Origin of the sequence: Amycolatopsis sp. Hca4, assembly GCF_013364075.1 — a bacterium.
Classification (GTDB): domain Bacteria; phylum Actinomycetota; class Actinomycetes; order Mycobacteriales; family Pseudonocardiaceae; genus Amycolatopsis.
Genome location: NZ_CP054925.1, coordinates 9,763,018 through 9,779,929 on the forward strand (window position 1 = coordinate 9,763,018; position 16,912 = coordinate 9,779,929).

Consider the following 16,912-nt stretch of genomic DNA (forward strand, 5'->3'; position numbering starts at 1 on the left):
CTTTTCGGGGGTCCGGGTGGCGAAGCCCCCGGCCCGGGGCGAAGCCCCGGTTGTCACAGCTGTGGGTGGTCATCCCCGCGTACAACGAGGAGAAGTGGATCGAGGGGCCGCTGCGGTCGCTCGCCGCCCAGCGCTTCCGCGACTTCACCGTGCTGGTGGTGGACAACGCGAGCACGGACGCGACGGCCGACGTCGTCCGCTCCTTCGCCGCCGCGCACCCGGAGCTGGACGTGCGGGTGATCGGCGAACCGCAGAAGGGTACCGGTGCCGCCTGCGACACCGGGATGCGCCGGGCGATCGAGAACGGGGCCACCCACCTGGCCCGGACCGACGCGGACTGCCTCGTCGCTCCACAGTGGACGGAGGCGGTCATGCGCGGCTTCGCGGCCGGGCTGGAGCTGGTCGGCGGCCGGTTCAAAGCGCGCACCGACGACTTCGCCGTGCCGTGGACCGAGCGGGCCGTACTGGCGTTCCTGGTGGCCTTCGGCGGGTACCTCGCCCGGTTCCGGCGCGCCAACCGGGGCCCGGCTTACCTGGGGCCGTACCTGCTGTGCGCGGGCGGCAACACCGCCATCACCGCGAGCCTGTACCTGCGGTGCGGCGGCTACCCCCGCTCGTGCATCGAAGACGACCACGAGGACCGCACGCTGGTCAACCGGGTCCGGTGCGTCACCCGCGCCTACGGCCGGCGCCGGGACATGGTCGTGTACTGGTCGCAGCGGCGGACCAAGGCGTGGGGCATCCGCAACACCTTCGCCTGGTACACCAGCCACGGCTACCGCGGCGAAACCGTGGACGTCCGATGAGGGCGGGCGCGCACGAGCTGCGGCTGCAACTGGCGGCGCACCCGCTCGCCTACCCCGTGGTCCGCGTCCTGGGCCGGCTCGGGCCCGCCGTGCGGGTGCCCGGGCTCGGGGTCGTGGTGAACGAGGCTTCGGCGGCGCGGGAGGTGCTGACCGACACCGCGACCTTCCGCAGCGGCGGCGGCACCGAAGCGGACCTGTGGACCCCGGTCTTCGGCCCGTCGATGCTGGTCAACATGGACGGGCCCGAACACCGGGCGATGCGGCGCAAGCTCGCCGAGTTCTTCACCCCGGCCTACGTCCGCCTGCTGATCGACACCGCGTGCACCGAGCCGCTGGCCCGGGTGGCCGAGGCGCTGCGCGCCGGCCGCCCGGTGGACGTCGTGCGCACGACGAAGATCGTCGCCGGGGCGGTGACCAGCGCACTGGTCGGGTTCACCGTGACCGGGTCCACCGCCGAGCGGGAGGCGGCCTACCTGCGGCTGACCGGCCAGGCCACCGCCATCATCGGCCTGGTCAAGCTGGGCAGGCTCAGCCTTGGCGCGGCGCAGGTCGCCCGGGCCCGCGCGATCGTCGCCGAGATCGGCACCAGCACGTCGCTGGCCTGGGAGAAGGGCGACGAAACGACCGCGGTCGGCCGGATGCGCAGCTTCGGGCTGACCGAAGCCGAGGCACGGGGGCTCGCGTCGGCGTTCCTGATCGCGGGCACCGAGACGATCACCAGCCTGCTGCCCCGGATGGTCGCGGTGCTCCACGACCACGGCGAGCTGGCCGGCGTCGCCGCCGCGTGCCGCGCGGGCGACACCGGGCCGGTGGACGCCGCGATCCACGAGACGGCTCGCTTGATCACCCCGGCGCCGATCATCCTGCGCAACGCCGTCCGGCCCGGGCGGATCGCCGGGGTCGCGGTGCGCGCGGGGGACCGGGTCGTCTTGTCGACACTCAACTGCGCCCGGGCCCACGGCGGGTTCGACCTCGCCCGCACGCACCCGCCGGAGCTGCGGCGGCTGTGGTTCGGGGCCGGCCCGCACTTCTGCCTCGGCTACCCGCTGGCGATGGCCGAGGTCCACGCACTCCTCGGCACCCTGGCCGGCTGCGGCGAGCTGCGGATCACCGCCCGCCGGGCCGCCCCGGGAGTGCTCTTCCCCGCTTACCGGCGCCTGGAGGTCAGCCGCGCATGACCGATCTCGTGACCCGCTTCCTGGACACCGCCGCCGACCGGCCCGGCGAGCCGGCCGTGATCGACCCGGACGGCCGCACCACGACCTTCGGCGAACTGCGCCGCCTCACCCTCGAGGTCGACGCCGGCCTGCGGGCCGAAGGGCTCGCGCCCGGCGACGGCGTGCTGTTCGCCGTCCGCAACTCCGCCACCGCGATCGGCCTGTTCCTCGGGGCGCTGCGGGCCGGCGCGGTGCTCGTCTCCGCGGACACCGCCGTCGGCCCGGCCCTGGTGTCGGCGCGGCTGCGGGCCTCCCGGCCGCGCTGGCTGATCGCCGAATCGCTGTTCTACCCGGCCAGCGTGCTGGGCCCGGTCCGCGCCTACTGCCGCCGCCGCGGCTGGGGAGTCCCGGACCTGCGGCAGCCGATCGGCGACCCCGGCATCCGGCACGTCCACCTCGGCCGCCGCCTGCCCGGGGTCCCGCGCTCGGCCCGCCCGCTGGCGAGCCTGCTCGGCCGGGCGCCGTCCGCGGCCCCGGACCGGGACCCCGCCGCGCCCGCGCTGGTCGTGTTCACCTCGGGCACGACGGAACAGCCGAAGGGGGTCGTGCACTCGCTGCGGTCGCTCACCGCGGCGGTGACGATGCTGGGCACGCACCTGCCGTTCGCGCCCGGGGACGTGATGCACGCCGACGGCATCATGGCCGGCCTGCCCGCGTTGCTGGGCGGCGCCCGGCTGTCCCTGCCGAAGCCGTCCGCCCCGCCGGAGCGCTTCGCGCGGGACCTCGCGGACCGCCGGGTCACCCACGCCTACGGGGTGCCGGTGCACCTGGCCGAGGTGTTCGGCATCCTGCCGGAGTGGCCCGCCCACGTCCGGCACCTGGTGATGGGCTCCGCGCCGGCCGCCCCCGCGGTGCTGCGGCAGGCGCTGGCCGCGGTCCCCGGCGGGCAGGTGCTCTCGATCTACGCGATGACCGAGGCGATCCCGCTGGCGGTCGCCCGCGCCGAGGACAAGCTGGCGCACGTCGAGCGCGGCTGCCCGGGCGACCTGCTCGGGACGCCGTCGCCCGGGGTGCGCGCCCGGATCGCCGCCGACGGCGAGCTGCTGGTGTCCGCGCCGAACGCCTGCCTCGGCCACCTGGGCGGGCCGCCGCTGACCGAGCTGGCCACCGGCGACCTCGCCCGGCTGGACGACGACGGCCGGATCGTCATGACGGGCCGGAAGAAGGACATGCTCATCCGCGGCTCGTACAACATCTACCCGGGGCTCTACGAGCCGTCGATCGCGCTGCTGGCCGGGGTCAGGGAGGCGGCGATGGTCGGCACGCCCGACCCGGTCACCCAGGACGAGACCGTGGTGCTCGCGGTGGTGGCCGACAGCACCGAGGTGGACCCGGCCCGGCTCGTGCGGCGGCTGCGGCGTCAGCTGCCGGAGCTGATCGACGCCGAGGCCGTCCCGGACCGGATCGTCGTCCTGCCGGAGCTGCCGCGCTCGGGCCGGTCCCGCAAGCTCGACCGGGGCCGCCTGCGCGAGCTGGTCACCGCGAGCAAGCCGTGAGGCTCGCGGTGACCGGCGCGACCGGCTTCGTCGGCGGCGCGGTCTGCCGGGCCGCCGTGGCGGCGGGCTGGCAGGTGACGGCGTTCGGCAGGCGGGCCACGGCGGACGCCGGACGGCTCGCCGGGGCCGCGTACCGGTCGTGGGACATCGGGGCGGCCAAGCTCGCCGACCCGCCCGCCGTCGACGCGGTGGTGCACTGCGCGGCGTCGGCGACCGACACCGGCGTGGCCAGGGAGGTCTGGCGGACCAACCTGCTCGGCACCCACCACGTGCTGGCCTCGTTCCCGGGGCGCCGGATCGTGCACGTCAGCAGCGGCAGCGTGTACGACCCGTTCCGGCCGACGGTGTGCGCGAAGGAGCACGAAGCCCCGGTGGAGCGCTACCTCAACGCCTACGCGGCCGCCAAGGCCGCGGCCGAGCAGCTCGTGCTGGCCATCGCCCGCGACGCGGTCGTGCTGCGGCCCCACGCCGTCTACGGCGCCGGGGACACCACCCTGCTGCCGCGGCTGCTGGAGAACGTGCGGTTCGGTCGGCTGCTGGTGCCGGGCACCGGGAAGGTGCTGGTCAGCATGACCCACGTGGACAGCCTGGCGCGGGCCTGCCTGCTCGCGGCGACGGCCGGACCGGCGTGGCCGAGCGTGTTCAACATCGCCGACCGCGCCCCGGTGACCGTCGACTGGGCCCTGCGCGGCCTGCTGGCCTCGGCGGGCGTGCCGGTGCGGCCGGCCTACGTCCCGGCCTGGCTGCTTTCCCCGCCGGCCCGCGCGTTCCCGCGCGGGCGGCTGAACCGGTACGTGATCAGCCAGTTCGCGGTGGAACGCACCCTGGACCTCACGGCGGCGATCGAGCGGCTCGGCTTCGAGCCGGCCCCCACGGCCTTCCCGCCGCCGTGAGACGTGACGGGTGCGGCGCTGGGGTTCCGCCGCACCCGCCGCGCGTCACGACCCTAAAGAGGCGCACCGAACGGAACCGGCACCCGGCAAGAGCGTGGCCGGGGGCGTGTTGAACAGCGTTTTCCCCGCGGGTGGAACCCTGATCGGCCGGGTGGCACCGGCAATTTTGCCGGTGCCTTCGCGCTAAGATTTCATCAAGACGCGTAAAGCTTTCCCCGACGCGCCGCCGCCGGCCCCGTCCGGCCACAGTGGATCGGTAGGGTCCGCCTCGTGACGGCCGAGGCGAGGGGGAGTGCGTGAGTCAGGCGCAGAGTACGAGGCCGGCCGGGCGTGACGTGGTGCGCCTCGGGCTCGTGGTCGGTGCGCTGGGCGTGGTCTTCGGGGACATCGGGACGAGCCCGATCTACACGCTGCAGACGGTGTTCAACCCGGCCGACCCGCACCCGGTGCCGGTGAGCGCGGCCAACGTGTTCGGCGTGGTGTCGCTGATCTTCTGGTCGGTGATGATCATCGTGACCGTCACCTACGTGCTGCTGGCGATGCGCGCGGACAACGACGGCGAGGGCGGCATCATGGCCCTGATCACCCTGCTGCGGCGCTGGGGCGCGCAACGCGGCAAGCGCGCGGCCGTCGTACTGGCCGGGCTCGGCATCTTCGGCGCCGCGCTGTTCTTCGGCGACAGCATGATCACCCCGGCGATCTCCGTGCTGTCGGCGGTCGAGGGGCTCAAGGTCGTCTCGGACGGCCTCGAGGACTGGGTCGTCCCGATCACCGCGGTGATCATCATCGGGTTGTTCCTGGTGCAGCGGCGGGGGACGGCCGCGGTCGGGCGGGTGTTCGGGCCGGTGATGATCGCCTGGTTCGCCACGATCGGCGGGTTCGGCGTGGTCGGCATCGCCGGGCACCCCGACATCCTCAAGGCGCTCTCGCCGGCCTACGCCATCGGGTTCATGGCCGGGCACTTCGACATCGCGTTCTTCGCGCTGGCGGCGGTGGTGCTGTCGGTCACCGGCGCCGAAGCCCTCTACGCCGACATGGGGCACTTCGGCCGCCGCGCGATCACCCGCGGCTGGCTCCTGCTGGTGCTGCCGGCGTGCGTGCTGAGCTACCTCGGCCAGGGCGCGCTGATCCTGGAGAACCCGGCGAACGTCGCGAGCCCGTTCTTCCTGCTGGTGCCGTCGTGGGCGCGGTTGCCGCTGGTGGTGCTGGCCACGGCGGCGACGGTGATCGCGTCCCAGGCGGTGATCACCGGGGCGTATTCGGTCGCCGCGCAGGCCGCTCAGCTGGGGTACCTGCCGCGGCTGCGGATCGCGCACACCTCGGAGACCGAGCGGGGCCAGATCTACGTGCCGTGGATCAACTGGCTGCTGATGGTTTCGGTGCTGACGCTGGTGTTCGCCTTCCGCAGCTCGGCGGCGCTGGCGTTCGCGTTCGGCATGGCGGTGACCGGGACGATCACCATCACGACGCTGCTGTTCTTCTACATCGCCCGCTCGCGGTGGGGGACGCCGGCGTGGCTGATCGGCCTCGGCGCGTCCGTGCTGCTCCTGGTGGACCTGCTGTTCGTCGCGGCCAACCTGACCAAGCTGGTGCACGGGGCGTGGCTGCCGCTGCTGATCGGCCTGACGGCGTTCACCATCATGACGACCTGGCAGCGCGGCCGTCGGATCGTCACCGCCGAGCGCGAACGCCGGGAGGGCTCGCTGCCGGAGTTCATCGACGAACTCCGGGACGCCCCGGTGCAGCAGGTGCCCGGCACGGCGGTGTTCCTCAACCGGGGCGGGCGGACCGCACCGCTGGCGCTGCGGGCCAACGCCGAGCACAACCACGTGCGGCACGAGCAGGTGGTGATCATGTCGCTGGAGACCGAGCCGGTGCCGCGGGTCCCGGCCGGGCAGCGGGTGACCGTCGAGGACCTGGGGCACACCGACGACGGGATCGTCTTCGTCACCGCCCGCTACGGCTACATGGACAGCCCGGACGTCCCGGGCGCGCTCGCCCTGCTCGACCCGGCTCAGACCGAAGGACGGCTGCAGCTCGACGAGGCGTCCTACTTCCTGTCCAAGATCGAGCTGCAGCGCGGCCCGGAACCGACGATGGCCGGCTGGCGCAAGCGGCTGTTCATCGCCACCTCCTACATCACCGCGGACGCGGCGGAGTACTTCGGCCTGCCCCGGGACCGCACGGTGATCATGGGGTCCCGCGTCGACGTCTGAGCGGTCACCGGACCGCCGCCGCGGCCACCGGGCGGACCGCGACATCGCGGTAAACGCCCGCGAAGGCGTCCACTGTGGATTCGAGGTCGTGCGCGGCGATCAGGTCGAGGCTGGCCCGTCCCATCGCCGCCCGGGCCGGCTCGTCGGCCAGCACGGCGGTGAGCTGCGCGGCGAGCGCCGCGGGGTCGCCGGGCGGGTAGAGGCGGCCGTTGCGCCCGGGCCGGACCAGGTGCGGCAGCGCCATCGCGTCCGCGGCGACGACCGGCTTGCCCGCGGCCATCGCCTCCATGGTCACCAGGCTCTGCAGCTCGGCGGTGCCCGGCATGCAGAACACGGCGCACCGCCGGTAGGCCCGCACCAGCTCCGCGTCCGGGACGAACCCGTGGAAGGCGACCCGGTCGGCGATCCCCAGCCGGTCGGCCAGCGCCTCCAGGCGGGCGCGTTCGCTGCCGTCGCCGACGAGCTCGACCCGCACGTGCGGCGGCAGCAGGACGGCGGCTTCGAGCAGCTCGTGCACGTTCTTCTCGGCGTCCAGCCGTCCCACGAACAGCACCGCGGGCGGGCCGGCGGGCGGCTCGGGCGGGCCGGCGTAGTGCGCGCGGTCGACCCCGCAGGAGATGGCCAGCACGGGCCGGTGCAGGCCGTGGCGTTCCAGCAGCCCGGCCGCGCGGGGCGTCGGCGTGGTGCAGACCGTCGCGCGGTCGAAGACCCGCACGAGGTCGCGCCACGCCAGCCGGGCCAGCGGGCGGTGGGTCCAGCGCGGCAGCGGGCCGTAGCCGAGCAGGTTCTCCGGCATGAAGTGGTTGGTGGCGACCACCGGGACGCCGGCCGCGGTGGCGGCGCGGACCGCGCTGCGGCCGACCAGGAAGTGCGCCTGGGTGTGCACGACGTCGGGGTCGATCGCGGCGAGCAGCGCAGGCACGGCTCTGGCCGTGCGCCACGGCGGGCAGATCCGGAACGTCGGGTGGAACGGCGTGCGCGTCGAACCGATCCGGTGGACGGTCACCCCGGCCGCCGTTTCGGTGACCGGCTCCGCGGTCGGCGACGGGCAGACGACGTGCACCTCGTGCCCGCGCCCGGCCAGCCCGGCCGCCAGCCGGGCGGCGAAGTTCGCCGCGCCGTTGACGTCCGGCGGGTAGGTGTCCGCGGTGATGGCGATCCGCAGCGGTCCCGCCCGCCGCGGCCGCCGGACGGGCGCGGCGGGGGCCGGCAGCGTCCGGGCGAGCAGCACGAGCCCGGCCACCGCGACCAGCCCCGGCACGGCCAGGCCGGCCAGCTGCCCCGGAGTCAGTTCCCCGTAGGCGAAGACGCCGATGAGGACCGCGCTGAGCGGGTCGCCGATGGTGGTCGCGCCGGCCACCACCGGCGCGGGCCCGCCGGCGTAGGCCTGGTGCAGCAGCCACGCCCCGGCGAGCGTCGCCGCCACGGCTTCGGCGACCGCGAAGACGGTCATGCCACTCAGCGGCGCGACGGCCGCGGCGCGGACGAGCGCCGAGGTGAACCCGAAGAGCACGGCCGCGCCGAGCGCGCACAGCAGCGCCCGGGCGCGGCCGAGGGTGGCCCGGCTCGCCGCGGCCAGCCCGGCTGCGGCGAGCAGAGCCCACTGCGCGGTGCCGAGGCCGGGAGCGGGCAGGGCGGCGGTCGTGGCCGTGGCGGCGAGCGCGACGAACCCCGCCGGCCCGGCGACGCTCATGGCCAGTGCGGCGAAGACGCGCCGGGTGATCGGGGTGCGGGCGAGCAGGGCGGTGAGCACCAGGGTGAGCACGCCGACCGGCTGCACCACCGCGAGAGGGGCCATGGTGAGCGCGAGGACGTGCAGCCCGGCGCCCAGGCCGGCGAGCCCGATCCCGGCGTACCAGCCGGGGGTGCGCAGGACCGCCCGGATCCCGGCCGGGACGGCGGTCGCGTGGCGGACGGCGTTGTGCTGCAGGTGGACGGTGCCGGCGAAGCAGCAGGCACCGGCGGCGGCGAGGCCGATGGCGGGGATCAGCATGGTTTCCTTCCGGAGCGCAGGATGGCGACGGCCGGCTCGCCCAGGAGGACGAGGTAGCCGGCGAAGACGAGCCGTTCGGTGAGGCCCTGGAACAGCGGGCCGTCGAAGGCGCGGGACGGTGCCAGCAGCACCGGCAGCTGGCTGAGCAGGAAGACCACGAGTGCGGCCCACGCCCAATCGGTGTGCCGCCGCAGCCGGGCGGCGAGGCCGCGGTGCGCCGGGTGGGCCGCGGCGCCGCGGGCCAGCAGCCCGGCCGCGGCCGGCAGGCTGACGAACAGCACCAGGCCCGCGTAGCGGTGGACTTCGGCGGAGAACGTCATCGGGGTGCCGGTGGGGGAGGTGGGGAAGATCGCGCAGAGCGTGAGCCCGCCACCCCAGCAGGCCGCGAGCGCGACGACCGGCGGCGTCACCGGCAGCCCGGCGCGGGCCAGCCCGGTCAGCAGGAAGCCGGTGCCGGCGGCCAGGGCCAGCACGCAGACGGCGAACCCGCCGGCTTCGGACAACGCGTAGTCGCTGATCACCTGCCGCACCGGATCGACCTCGGCGGCCCGGCTGAAGTGCAGGACGACCACGGTGACGACGGAAATCCCGAAGCACCCGAGAGCGGCGACGGCCCACGGCCCGGCGGGGCGGTGGCCGACGGGTGCGGGCCGGATCGTTTCGACGGAGGACACGACTCCGAAGATCGGGTTCGCGGATGAAAGGAGGTTAAGAACCACCGCCGAGCCGGTTAAGAAACCCGGTGCGCCGGGAGTCGCGCGCGTGGTTCGGCGCCGCCGAGGACGGCCGCGGAGGTGCTTATCGGTGTCGAAGGCTTCGGGCCGGTCGTGCCCGCGGTCAGGCGTCGGCGCGCGGGGATGCCCGTGTCGGCAACGGGCCGGTCAGGAAGCATGGTCGGCCGGCAGCCGCACCCGGAGCTCCGCGCCGCCGCCGGAGGCCGTGCCCACCACCACGCTGCCCGCGTGCGTGCGCACGATCTGCGCCACGATCGCCAGCCCGAGCCCCGAGCCGGGCATCGACCGGGCGGCGGTGGCCCGGTAGAAGCGCTCGAAGACCTTCGGCCGGTCCTGCTCGCTGATGCCCGGTCCTTCGTCGGTGACCGTCAGTTCGGCCTGTCCGTCCGTTGTGGACAGCCGGACCCGGACGGTGCCACCGGGCGGGCTCCACTTCGCCGCGTTGTCCAGCAGGTTCAGCACGACCCGGGACAGCCCGCCCGGCTGGCCGGTCAGGCTCGCGGGCGTGGCCGAGACGGCGAACACGACCTGCGGCCAGCGCGCGCGGGCTCGGATGACCGCGCCGTGGACGACGTCGGCCAGGTCCAGCGGGCCGAACGGCTCGGGGTCGGTGTTCTCCGCGGCCAGCTCGACCAGCTCGGTGGTGAGGGTGGTCAGCTCTTCGGCCTGGATGCCGAGGTCGCGCAGCAGCCGGGCGCGGTCGTCCGGGGCGAGCACCTTGCCCGATCCCTGTTGCGCGTCGGCGTAGCGGAGCAGTTCGACGTTGGTGCGCAGGCTGGTCAGCGGCGTCCGCAGCTCGTGCCCGGCGTCCTGGACGAGCTGCTGCTGGGCGGCTTTCGACGCGGCGAGCGCGGTCAGCAGGTGGTTGACCGCGGTGGCGAGCCGGGCGATCTCGTCGCGGCCGGTCACCGGGATCGAGCTGTCCAGGTCCTGGGTCTCGGCCACCGTCTCGACGGCCCCGGTGAGCCGGTGGACCGGGCGCAGGCCGGTCCGGGCGACACCCCAGCCGACCACGCCGGCGAGCGCGGCGCCGGCGAGCCCGATCCAGGTGAGCAGCACGCGGAGGTCGTCGAGGGTCCCTTCGATGCCGATCACCCGGCTGCCGACCTGGATCGCGCCGCCGTCCCGGGGCGCGGTGTGCACGCGGTAGACCGTCTCGTCGTCCGGCCCGGCGTCGTCGAGGTCCTCGCCGGTCCCGCTCTCCGCGACCGCGGCGGCGGACGAGCCGACCGGTCCCAGCCACGCGGCGCCCGCGGTGGCGGCCACGACGTCCCCGCGGTTGTCGAGGAACCGGACGACGACGGGCGGCGGCGGGCCGACCTGGACGAGCAGCTGCGCGGCATCGTCCGGGACGTCGCCGTCCGACCAGTTGTCCGGTAGTTCGTCGACGCTGTGCAGGAGCCGCAGGGCGTCCTCGGGGGTCGCCGCCCGCGCGGCCTCGGCCGTCTGGGCGCGCACCTGGCGGTCCAGGTGGTCGTACATCCGGCCGTGCATCAGCCACCACCCGGCGAGCGACACGACGACGACGGCGAGCGCGACGCCGAGCGCGGAGAGGACCGCGACCCGGGCGCGGAGGGTGAGCTTGCGCCGTTCCCTCACAGGGGGTCCTCGCGCAGGACGTAGCCGACGCCGCGGACGGTGTGCAGCAGCCGGCCGCCGCCGTCGGCCTCGAGTTTCCGGCGCAGGTAGCCGAGGTAGACGTCGAGGCTGTTGGAGCTGCTGCCGAAGTCGAAGCCCCAGACGTGTTCGAACAGCACGGACCGGGTCAGCACCTGCCGAGGGTGGCGCAGGAACAGCTCGAGGATGGCGAACTCGGTCCGCGTCAGCCGCACCGGACGGCCGGCGCGCACGACTTCCCGCGTGGCGGGGTTGAGGGCGAGATCCCGGAACCGCAGATCGCCGGGAGGCTCTGGGACGGCTTCGTACCGCGCCCGGCGCAGCAGGGCCCGCACCCGCGCGAGCAGTTCCTGCAGCGAGAAGGGCTTGGCGAGGTAGTCATCGGCCCCGGCCTCGAGCCCGGCGACCCGCGCGGTGACGTCCCCGCGCGCGGTGAGCATCAGAACGGGCACGAGGTTCCCATCGGCCCGCAATCGTCGGCAGGTTTCCAGCCCGTCGAGCACGGGCATGGTGACGTCGAGGATGACACCGTCGGGCTCCCGAGCCCGGATGACATCGAGGGCGGCTTGGCCATCGTGGGCGACCGCGACGGCGTAGCCCTCGAACCGCAGGGTCCGCGAGAGCGAGTCGCACACGGCAGCTTCGTCATCGGCGATCACGATCAGCACCCTCCCGATTCTCCGAGGAGCCGGGCGGAAACGGCCAGGGCGGGTGCTAAGAAACGACTAAGAAGCCGGGCCGGCGGTGGCGGCGAGTTGCTCGGCGGGGGTCCGTGGCCGATCCTCGCGTGCCGTTCGCGGTTCGGCGGGCCGTGTTGGCGCGGGTGCCGGTGGCGGGCGCGTTTTCGGCGGGGTGCCGCCGGCGAGCGCGCCAGCCGGCGGTTCGGCGGGCTGTCTCCGAGCGGGCCCGGTGGCGGGCGCGTCCCCCGACGACGCACCCGCCACCCGTGGCGCAGGATCGGACCCTCCGGCCGGTTCCGGGTGGCCGGGCTTTCCCGGTGAAGGGCGCGACCCCCAACGACGCGCCCGCCACCGGGTTGCCCCGGCATTCCCCCTCTTCCGCCGTGGCCCTAGGGTTCCCGACGCCGTCCTCGTTTCGTCCTCGCGCCGGCCTTTTCCGCCTCACCTGCGCGTTTCGGAGCCCGGCGGCCTTGACCAGCGGGGGGTTGCGATGAGGTTCCGGATTCTCGGGACGCTGGAAGTGCAGGCGGACGGGAGCCGGATCACCCTGCCGAGCCCGCGGCAGCAGCGGGCCCTCGCCGTCCTGTTGCTCAACGCGAACGCCGTCGTCCCGGTGGAGCGGATGATCGACGCGCTCTGGGAGGACGAGCCGCCCGCGACCGCGGTGAAGCAGGTGCGCAACTGCGTTTCCGCGTTGCGGGGCCGGCTCGGGGAACTCGGCGAGGCCATCGTCACCGACGGGCCCGGGTACCGGCTGCAGGCCGGCGCCGGCGAGCTCGACGTCCTCCGCTTCCGGCGGCACGTCGCCGCCGCGCGGGCGCTCGCCGGCCAAGCCAAGCTCGTGGACGCCGTCGAAGAAATCCGGGCCGCGCTCCTGCTGTGGCGGGGTCCCGCGCTCGACGGGCTGCGGACCACCACGCTCGCCGGCCGGGCCGTACTGCTCGACGAACAGCGGGCCGAGGCCGTCGAACTCGGGGCCGAATGGCGGCTCCGGCTCGGCGAAACGGGGGAAGTCGTCCGCGAGCTCACCGAGTTCTGCGGCGAACACCCGACGCGCGAGCTGTCCCACCTGCTCCTGATGCGCGCCCTCGCGAAGGAAGGCCGCTACGCCGAAGCCTCGACGCTGTTCCACGGCCTGCGCCGCCGGCTGGCCGACGAGCTCGGCGTCGACCCGAACCCCGACCTGCGGCGGCTGCACGAGCAGATCCTCGCCGAAGCCACGCCCAGCGCCGCGGACCCCGAGCCGGAAGCCCCGCCGCACCACCGGTTCGACCGGGCGGTCGGCGAACTCGCCGAAGCCGTCACGTGGCAGTGGCGCGCCGAAGCCGAACTGCGAGCGCTGCACCGGCCGCAGCCGATCCGGCTGCGCTGGTCGGCGGCCCCGCGCCGGGGGAAGCCGGCGCGGCGGGGCGATCTCGACAACATCGCCGGGACGTTCACCGCGCTGCCCGTGCCGCAGCTGGTGGTGCTCGGCGATCCCGGCTCCGGCAAGTCCGTGCTCGCCCTGATGCTGACCCTGGAACTGCTCCGCACCCGCACGCCGGACGCCCCGGTCCCGGTGCTGCTGTCCCTGGCGTCGTGGGACCCGCGGCGGGAGCACCTCGACTCCTGGCTCGCGGCCCGCCTCGCCGACAACCACCCGGCGCTGCTCACCGCGCGCGAGTACGGGACCGACGCCCCGACCCGGCTCGTCCTCGGCGGCCACGTCGTGCCGGTCCTCGACGGCCTCGACGAGATGCCCGCCGACCTGCGCGTCGCCGCGCTCGACGCGCTGGACCAGACCATGGGGGCCGGGCGCTCGCTGGTGCTCACCTGCCGCTCCGCCGAATACGAGCAGGTGACGCGGGAGTCCGGCACCGTGCTCGCGGCGGCCACCGTGGTGCGGCTGGAACCCGTCGCCCGCCAGGAGGCGATCACCTACCTGGCCGCGCGGCACGGCGAGGACCGCTGGCTGCCCGTCGCCGACCGGCTGCGCCGCGAGCCGGACGCGGCGCTGGCCCGGGTGCTGCGGACGCCGCTCATGGTCGACCTGGCCCGGATCGGCTACGGCCGTCCGCCCGCCGATCCCGCGGACCTGCTCGCCACCGGGGACGCCGCCGCGCTGGAAGGGCAGCTGCTCGACTCGTTCGTCCCCACCGCCTACGCGCAGGTGCCGCAGCCGCCGGGGCGCAACCCGAAGACCAGCCCGTCCGGGCGCTACACCGCGGAGCAGGCGACCCGCTGGCTGGGTTTCCTGGCCCGGCACCTCGAGCGGACGCGCAGCCGCGACCTGGCCTGGTGGCAGCTGTACCGGGCAGTGCCCGCGGGCACCCGGTCGGGCCTGGTCGGCGTGCTGGTCGCGCTGTTCTTCGTCGTCACCGGCTGGGTCGACGACGGACCGGTGCTGGCGGCGATCTACGGCCTGTCCTTCGGCGGCGCCGCCTACGTGACGCACCGGTTCGGCCGTCCGCCGGAACCGCTGCGCACCGAACTGCGCTTCGCCGGCGCGGCCCGGAAGTTCGCCGGCCGCTTCGCGATCGGGGCCGCCGTCGGCGTCCTGCTCGGCCTGGGCTGGTCGCTGGCCGCGGGCCTGGTCGTCCTGCTGGCGGTGGTGTTCGGCCTGGTGTTCGCGGTGCACGTGTGGCTGGCGAAACCGGTCGACGCCAGCCGCGTGGCGAGCCCGCGGACGATCCTGCGCAACGAGCGGACCGGCGCGATCGCGTTGGCGCTGTCGTTCCTGGTGTCACTCGGGCTGTTCGACGGGATGGCGTTCGCGTTCACCGCGAACACGCGGTTCTTGCCGGTGTTCGGCGGTCGCTACGACCTCGCGCTGGCCATCGCGGGCGGCCTGGCGGGAGCGCTGTTCGGGTTCTCCATGGCCCGCGGGGTGGCGGCGGTGAGCTACGGCGTGGCGGGGGCGGTGGCGGGCGGCCAGGTGTTCCCGCCGGCGACGAACCCGGTGGCGCCGTTCGTGGTGGGCGTGTGCTTCGGGATCGGCATCGCGCTGGCGGTCCTGGTGACGCGGGCGTGGGGCAACTACTTCGTCCACCACCTGTGGCTGGCGGCGACCGGCCGCCTGCCGTGGCGGCTGGTGCACTTCCTCGACGACGCCCACCGGCGCGGGGTGCTGCGGCAGGCCGGGGGCGTCTACCAGTTCCGGCACGCGCGGGTGCAGGAGCGGCTCGCCGAAGTCACCGGCGGCCGGCTCGAGGGCTGACCCCGCCCGGCGGGGCGGCCCTACCCGGTCTCGGTGCCGACCTCCGAGACGTGGGCACTGACGATCCGCCAGCCGGCGGGCATCCGCACCCACGTCTGGCTCTGCCGGCCCACGACCGGACGGCCGGGGTAGCGGAACAGGGTGGTCACCACGGCGGTGCCGGTGCCGAAGGTGGTGATCTCGGTGCCGTAGGTGACCCGGCCGCCGAGGGGTCCCTGGGTGGCGCGCCAAGCGCGCAGCTCGTCGATGCCCCGCTGGTGGTCGGCGACGCCGAAGCGGACGGTCGCCGGGCTGGCCCAGAACGACTCGTTCAGCACGGCGTGGTCGCCGGCCACCAGCGCGGCTTCGTAGCGGGCGAAGGCCGCCGCCACTTCGGCGCGCACGGCCGGATCGTCGACGACGGGGCCGGTGGCCCCGAGTTCGGCGAACCCGTTGGTGGTGCTCATGAAGCGGAGGCCGCGGGCTTCGCGTCGATCAGGTCCGTGCCGGGCGGCGGCAGCTCGGCGTCGGCCGCCGGGTCGCGGTGGAACACCGCGAACACCGCACAGACCACGGCGAAGAACAGGTAGCCCAGCGCGACCTGGCCGCCGCCGGCGTTCCAGCCGACCTGCTCGGCGTGGATCAGCCCGACGAACGACAGCACCGCACCGGCCGCCGCGTAGCCGGCGGCCCACCAGAACTGCTTGTCGATGAGGAACGCGGTGATCGCGCCGAGGACCAGCCCGGCCAGGATGGCGCCGTCGCCGAGCAGGTGCAGGCCCTGGTAGACCACGCCCGCGCTCTCCAGCGCGGGTTCCCCGACCTTCGCCGCGCTGGTGCCCGCCGCCGACAGCACGTTGTCCATCTGGCCGGTCGCCCAGGACGCGACGTTGGGGATGATGGCCATGACCACCGCCACCGCGTGCGGCCGCGGGACGACCCGGAACGCCTGCGCGCCGATCAGCAGGCCGATGTACAGCAGGATCGGCACGATCGCCGGCACCGGCAGCAGCGCGCTGAGCAGCCCGAACAGGCCGCCGAAGCACATGAGCGCGATGACGACGCCGGTCAGCATCGAGTACGCCGTGCGGCCGCCGACCTCCTTCCACCCCGGGTGTCCGATGTAGACGGCGGGCGGGAACGGCGAGCCGAGCGCCGAACCGACGATCGCGCCGATGCCGTCGGCCAGCAGCACACTGCGCAGGTTGAAGCTGTCGCCCGCGGCCGCGGCGCTCTCCACGTTGGTCATGCCCTCGGTGAAGTTGTAGATGCCCAACGGGATGGCGGTGGCCAGCAACGGGCCGATCTCGGCCAGTCCGTGCCCCAGCAGGTCGAACTGGAACGACGGCAGGCCGGTGACGATGTCGCGAGCGGCCGCGGACACGTCCGCGGGGTGCATGTAGCCGCCGATCCAGCCGACGGCGGTGCCCACCACCAGCGCGGCCAGGCCGATCGGGATGCCGAACGGCAGCTTCACCCCGGCGAAGAAACCGATGAGCAGCAACGCGAACACCGGCAGCGCGATCCACGCGGCCGCCCACATCTGGCCGGCCGGGCGCATCGAGATGAAGGCGATGGAGATGCCGGCGAGCGTGCCGAGCATCGCCGCCTGCGGCGTGAACCGCCGGATGTAGGGGCCGACGAACGCGCCGGCCAGCACGATCAGCCCGATGATGAACGACCACGCGAGACCCGCCTGCCACGCCTTGATCGGATCGTTGGTGCGCAGGTACACCGGCAGCATGATCACGAACGTCACGATGAACATGTGCGGCACGCTGGGCCCGTAGGGCATGGCGGTGACGTCGGTGCGGTTCTCCTTGCGGGCCAGGCGCCTGCCGAGCCAGGTGTAGTAGACGTTGCCGATCAGCAGCTGGATGCCCAGTGCCGGCAGGATCACCCCGTACACGTCGCCCGAAGAGATCTTCGCGACGCCCAGGCAGAGGCCGGAGAGCACCAGGACGTTCACCAGGACGTTGAAGCCGAGCCCGAAGAACGCGTTGAGGTCACCGCTGACCCACAAGGGCAGTTCGCCATCGGAGCCGGAGCGGCTGCGGGTGCGCGTGAAGAGGGACATGACCGGGA

The 16,912-nt window shown here is 74.4% G+C and carries 12 protein-coding genes; 6 read left to right on the forward strand and 6 right to left on the reverse strand.

The genetic code is table 11. The features are described from left to right. Positions 1–50 precede the first annotated feature (50 nt). The 5 genes from HUT10_RS44235 to HUT10_RS44255 all read left to right on the forward strand — a co-directional run bounded on the left by HUT10_RS44235 (position 51) and on the right by HUT10_RS44255 (position 6,628). Positions 51–806: a glycosyltransferase family A protein gene (locus HUT10_RS44235; protein ID WP_176176664.1), complete on the forward strand. Its 756-nt coding sequence runs from the start codon at positions 51–53 to the stop codon at positions 804–806. Beyond that, positions 803–1,984, forward strand: coding sequence for a cytochrome P450 (locus tag HUT10_RS44240; protein WP_176176665.1), 1,182 nt, complete (start codon positions 803–805; stop codon positions 1,982–1,984). Before HUT10_RS44235 ends, HUT10_RS44240 begins: the two co-directional genes overlap by 4 nt. Then, on the forward strand, positions 1,981–3,519 hold the full coding sequence (locus tag HUT10_RS44245; RefSeq protein WP_176176666.1) for a class I adenylate-forming enzyme family protein: 1,539 nt from the start codon (positions 1,981–1,983) through the stop codon (positions 3,517–3,519). The genes HUT10_RS44240 and HUT10_RS44245 overlap by 4 nt, the downstream gene beginning before the upstream one ends. Next, the gene (locus HUT10_RS44250) at positions 3,516–4,412 is read left to right on the forward strand and encodes an NAD(P)-dependent oxidoreductase (RefSeq protein WP_176176667.1); all 897 of its coding nucleotides are present in this window, start codon (positions 3,516–3,518) and stop codon (positions 4,410–4,412) included. Before HUT10_RS44245 ends, HUT10_RS44250 begins: the two co-directional genes overlap by 4 nt. 296 nt (positions 4,413–4,708) lie before the next feature. Further along, a complete protein-coding gene (locus HUT10_RS44255; RefSeq protein WP_176176668.1) occupies positions 4,709–6,628 on the forward strand; it encodes a potassium transporter Kup in 1,920 nt (639 codons plus the stop codon). Between the two features lie 4 nt (positions 6,629–6,632). Here the strand turns inward: HUT10_RS44255 and HUT10_RS44260 are convergent, their stop codons facing one another. From HUT10_RS44260 to HUT10_RS44275, 4 genes are all read right to left on the reverse strand, one after another. Beyond that, complete coding sequence (locus HUT10_RS44260) at positions 6,633–8,621, reverse strand: glycosyltransferase (RefSeq protein ID WP_176176669.1); 1,989 nt, start codon at positions 8,619–8,621, stop codon at positions 6,633–6,635. Further along, a complete protein-coding gene (locus HUT10_RS44265) occupies positions 8,615–9,295 on the reverse strand; it encodes a DUF998 domain-containing protein (RefSeq protein ID WP_176176670.1) in 681 nt (226 codons plus the stop codon). Before HUT10_RS44265 ends, HUT10_RS44260 begins: the two co-directional genes overlap by 7 nt. A gap of 207 nt (positions 9,296–9,502) precedes the next feature. After that, the gene (locus tag HUT10_RS44270) at positions 9,503–10,954 is read right to left on the reverse strand and encodes a cell wall metabolism sensor histidine kinase WalK (protein ID WP_176176671.1); all 1,452 of its coding nucleotides are present in this window, start codon (positions 10,952–10,954) and stop codon (positions 9,503–9,505) included. Next, complete coding sequence (locus tag HUT10_RS44275; protein WP_176176672.1) at positions 10,951–11,640, reverse strand: response regulator transcription factor; 690 nt, start codon at positions 11,638–11,640, stop codon at positions 10,951–10,953. Before HUT10_RS44275 ends, HUT10_RS44270 begins: the two co-directional genes overlap by 4 nt. A gap of 502 nt (positions 11,641–12,142) precedes the next feature. Between HUT10_RS44275 and HUT10_RS44280 the strand changes: the two genes are divergently transcribed. Next, positions 12,143–14,848: a BTAD domain-containing putative transcriptional regulator gene (locus tag HUT10_RS44280; RefSeq protein WP_176176673.1), complete on the forward strand. Its 2,706-nt coding sequence runs from the start codon at positions 12,143–12,145 to the stop codon at positions 14,846–14,848. A gap of 20 nt (positions 14,849–14,868) precedes the next feature. On the opposite strand, the gene hpxZ is transcribed toward HUT10_RS44280, so the two are convergent. After that, a complete protein-coding gene (gene hpxZ / locus HUT10_RS44285) occupies positions 14,869–15,294 on the reverse strand; it encodes an oxalurate catabolism protein HpxZ (RefSeq protein ID WP_176176674.1) in 426 nt (141 codons plus the stop codon). Further along, the gene (locus tag HUT10_RS44290) at positions 15,291–16,904 is read right to left on the reverse strand and encodes a regulator (RefSeq protein WP_176176675.1); all 1,614 of its coding nucleotides are present in this window, start codon (positions 16,902–16,904) and stop codon (positions 15,291–15,293) included. The genes hpxZ and HUT10_RS44290 overlap by 4 nt, the downstream gene beginning before the upstream one ends. Between the last annotated feature and the right edge of the window lie 8 nt (positions 16,905–16,912).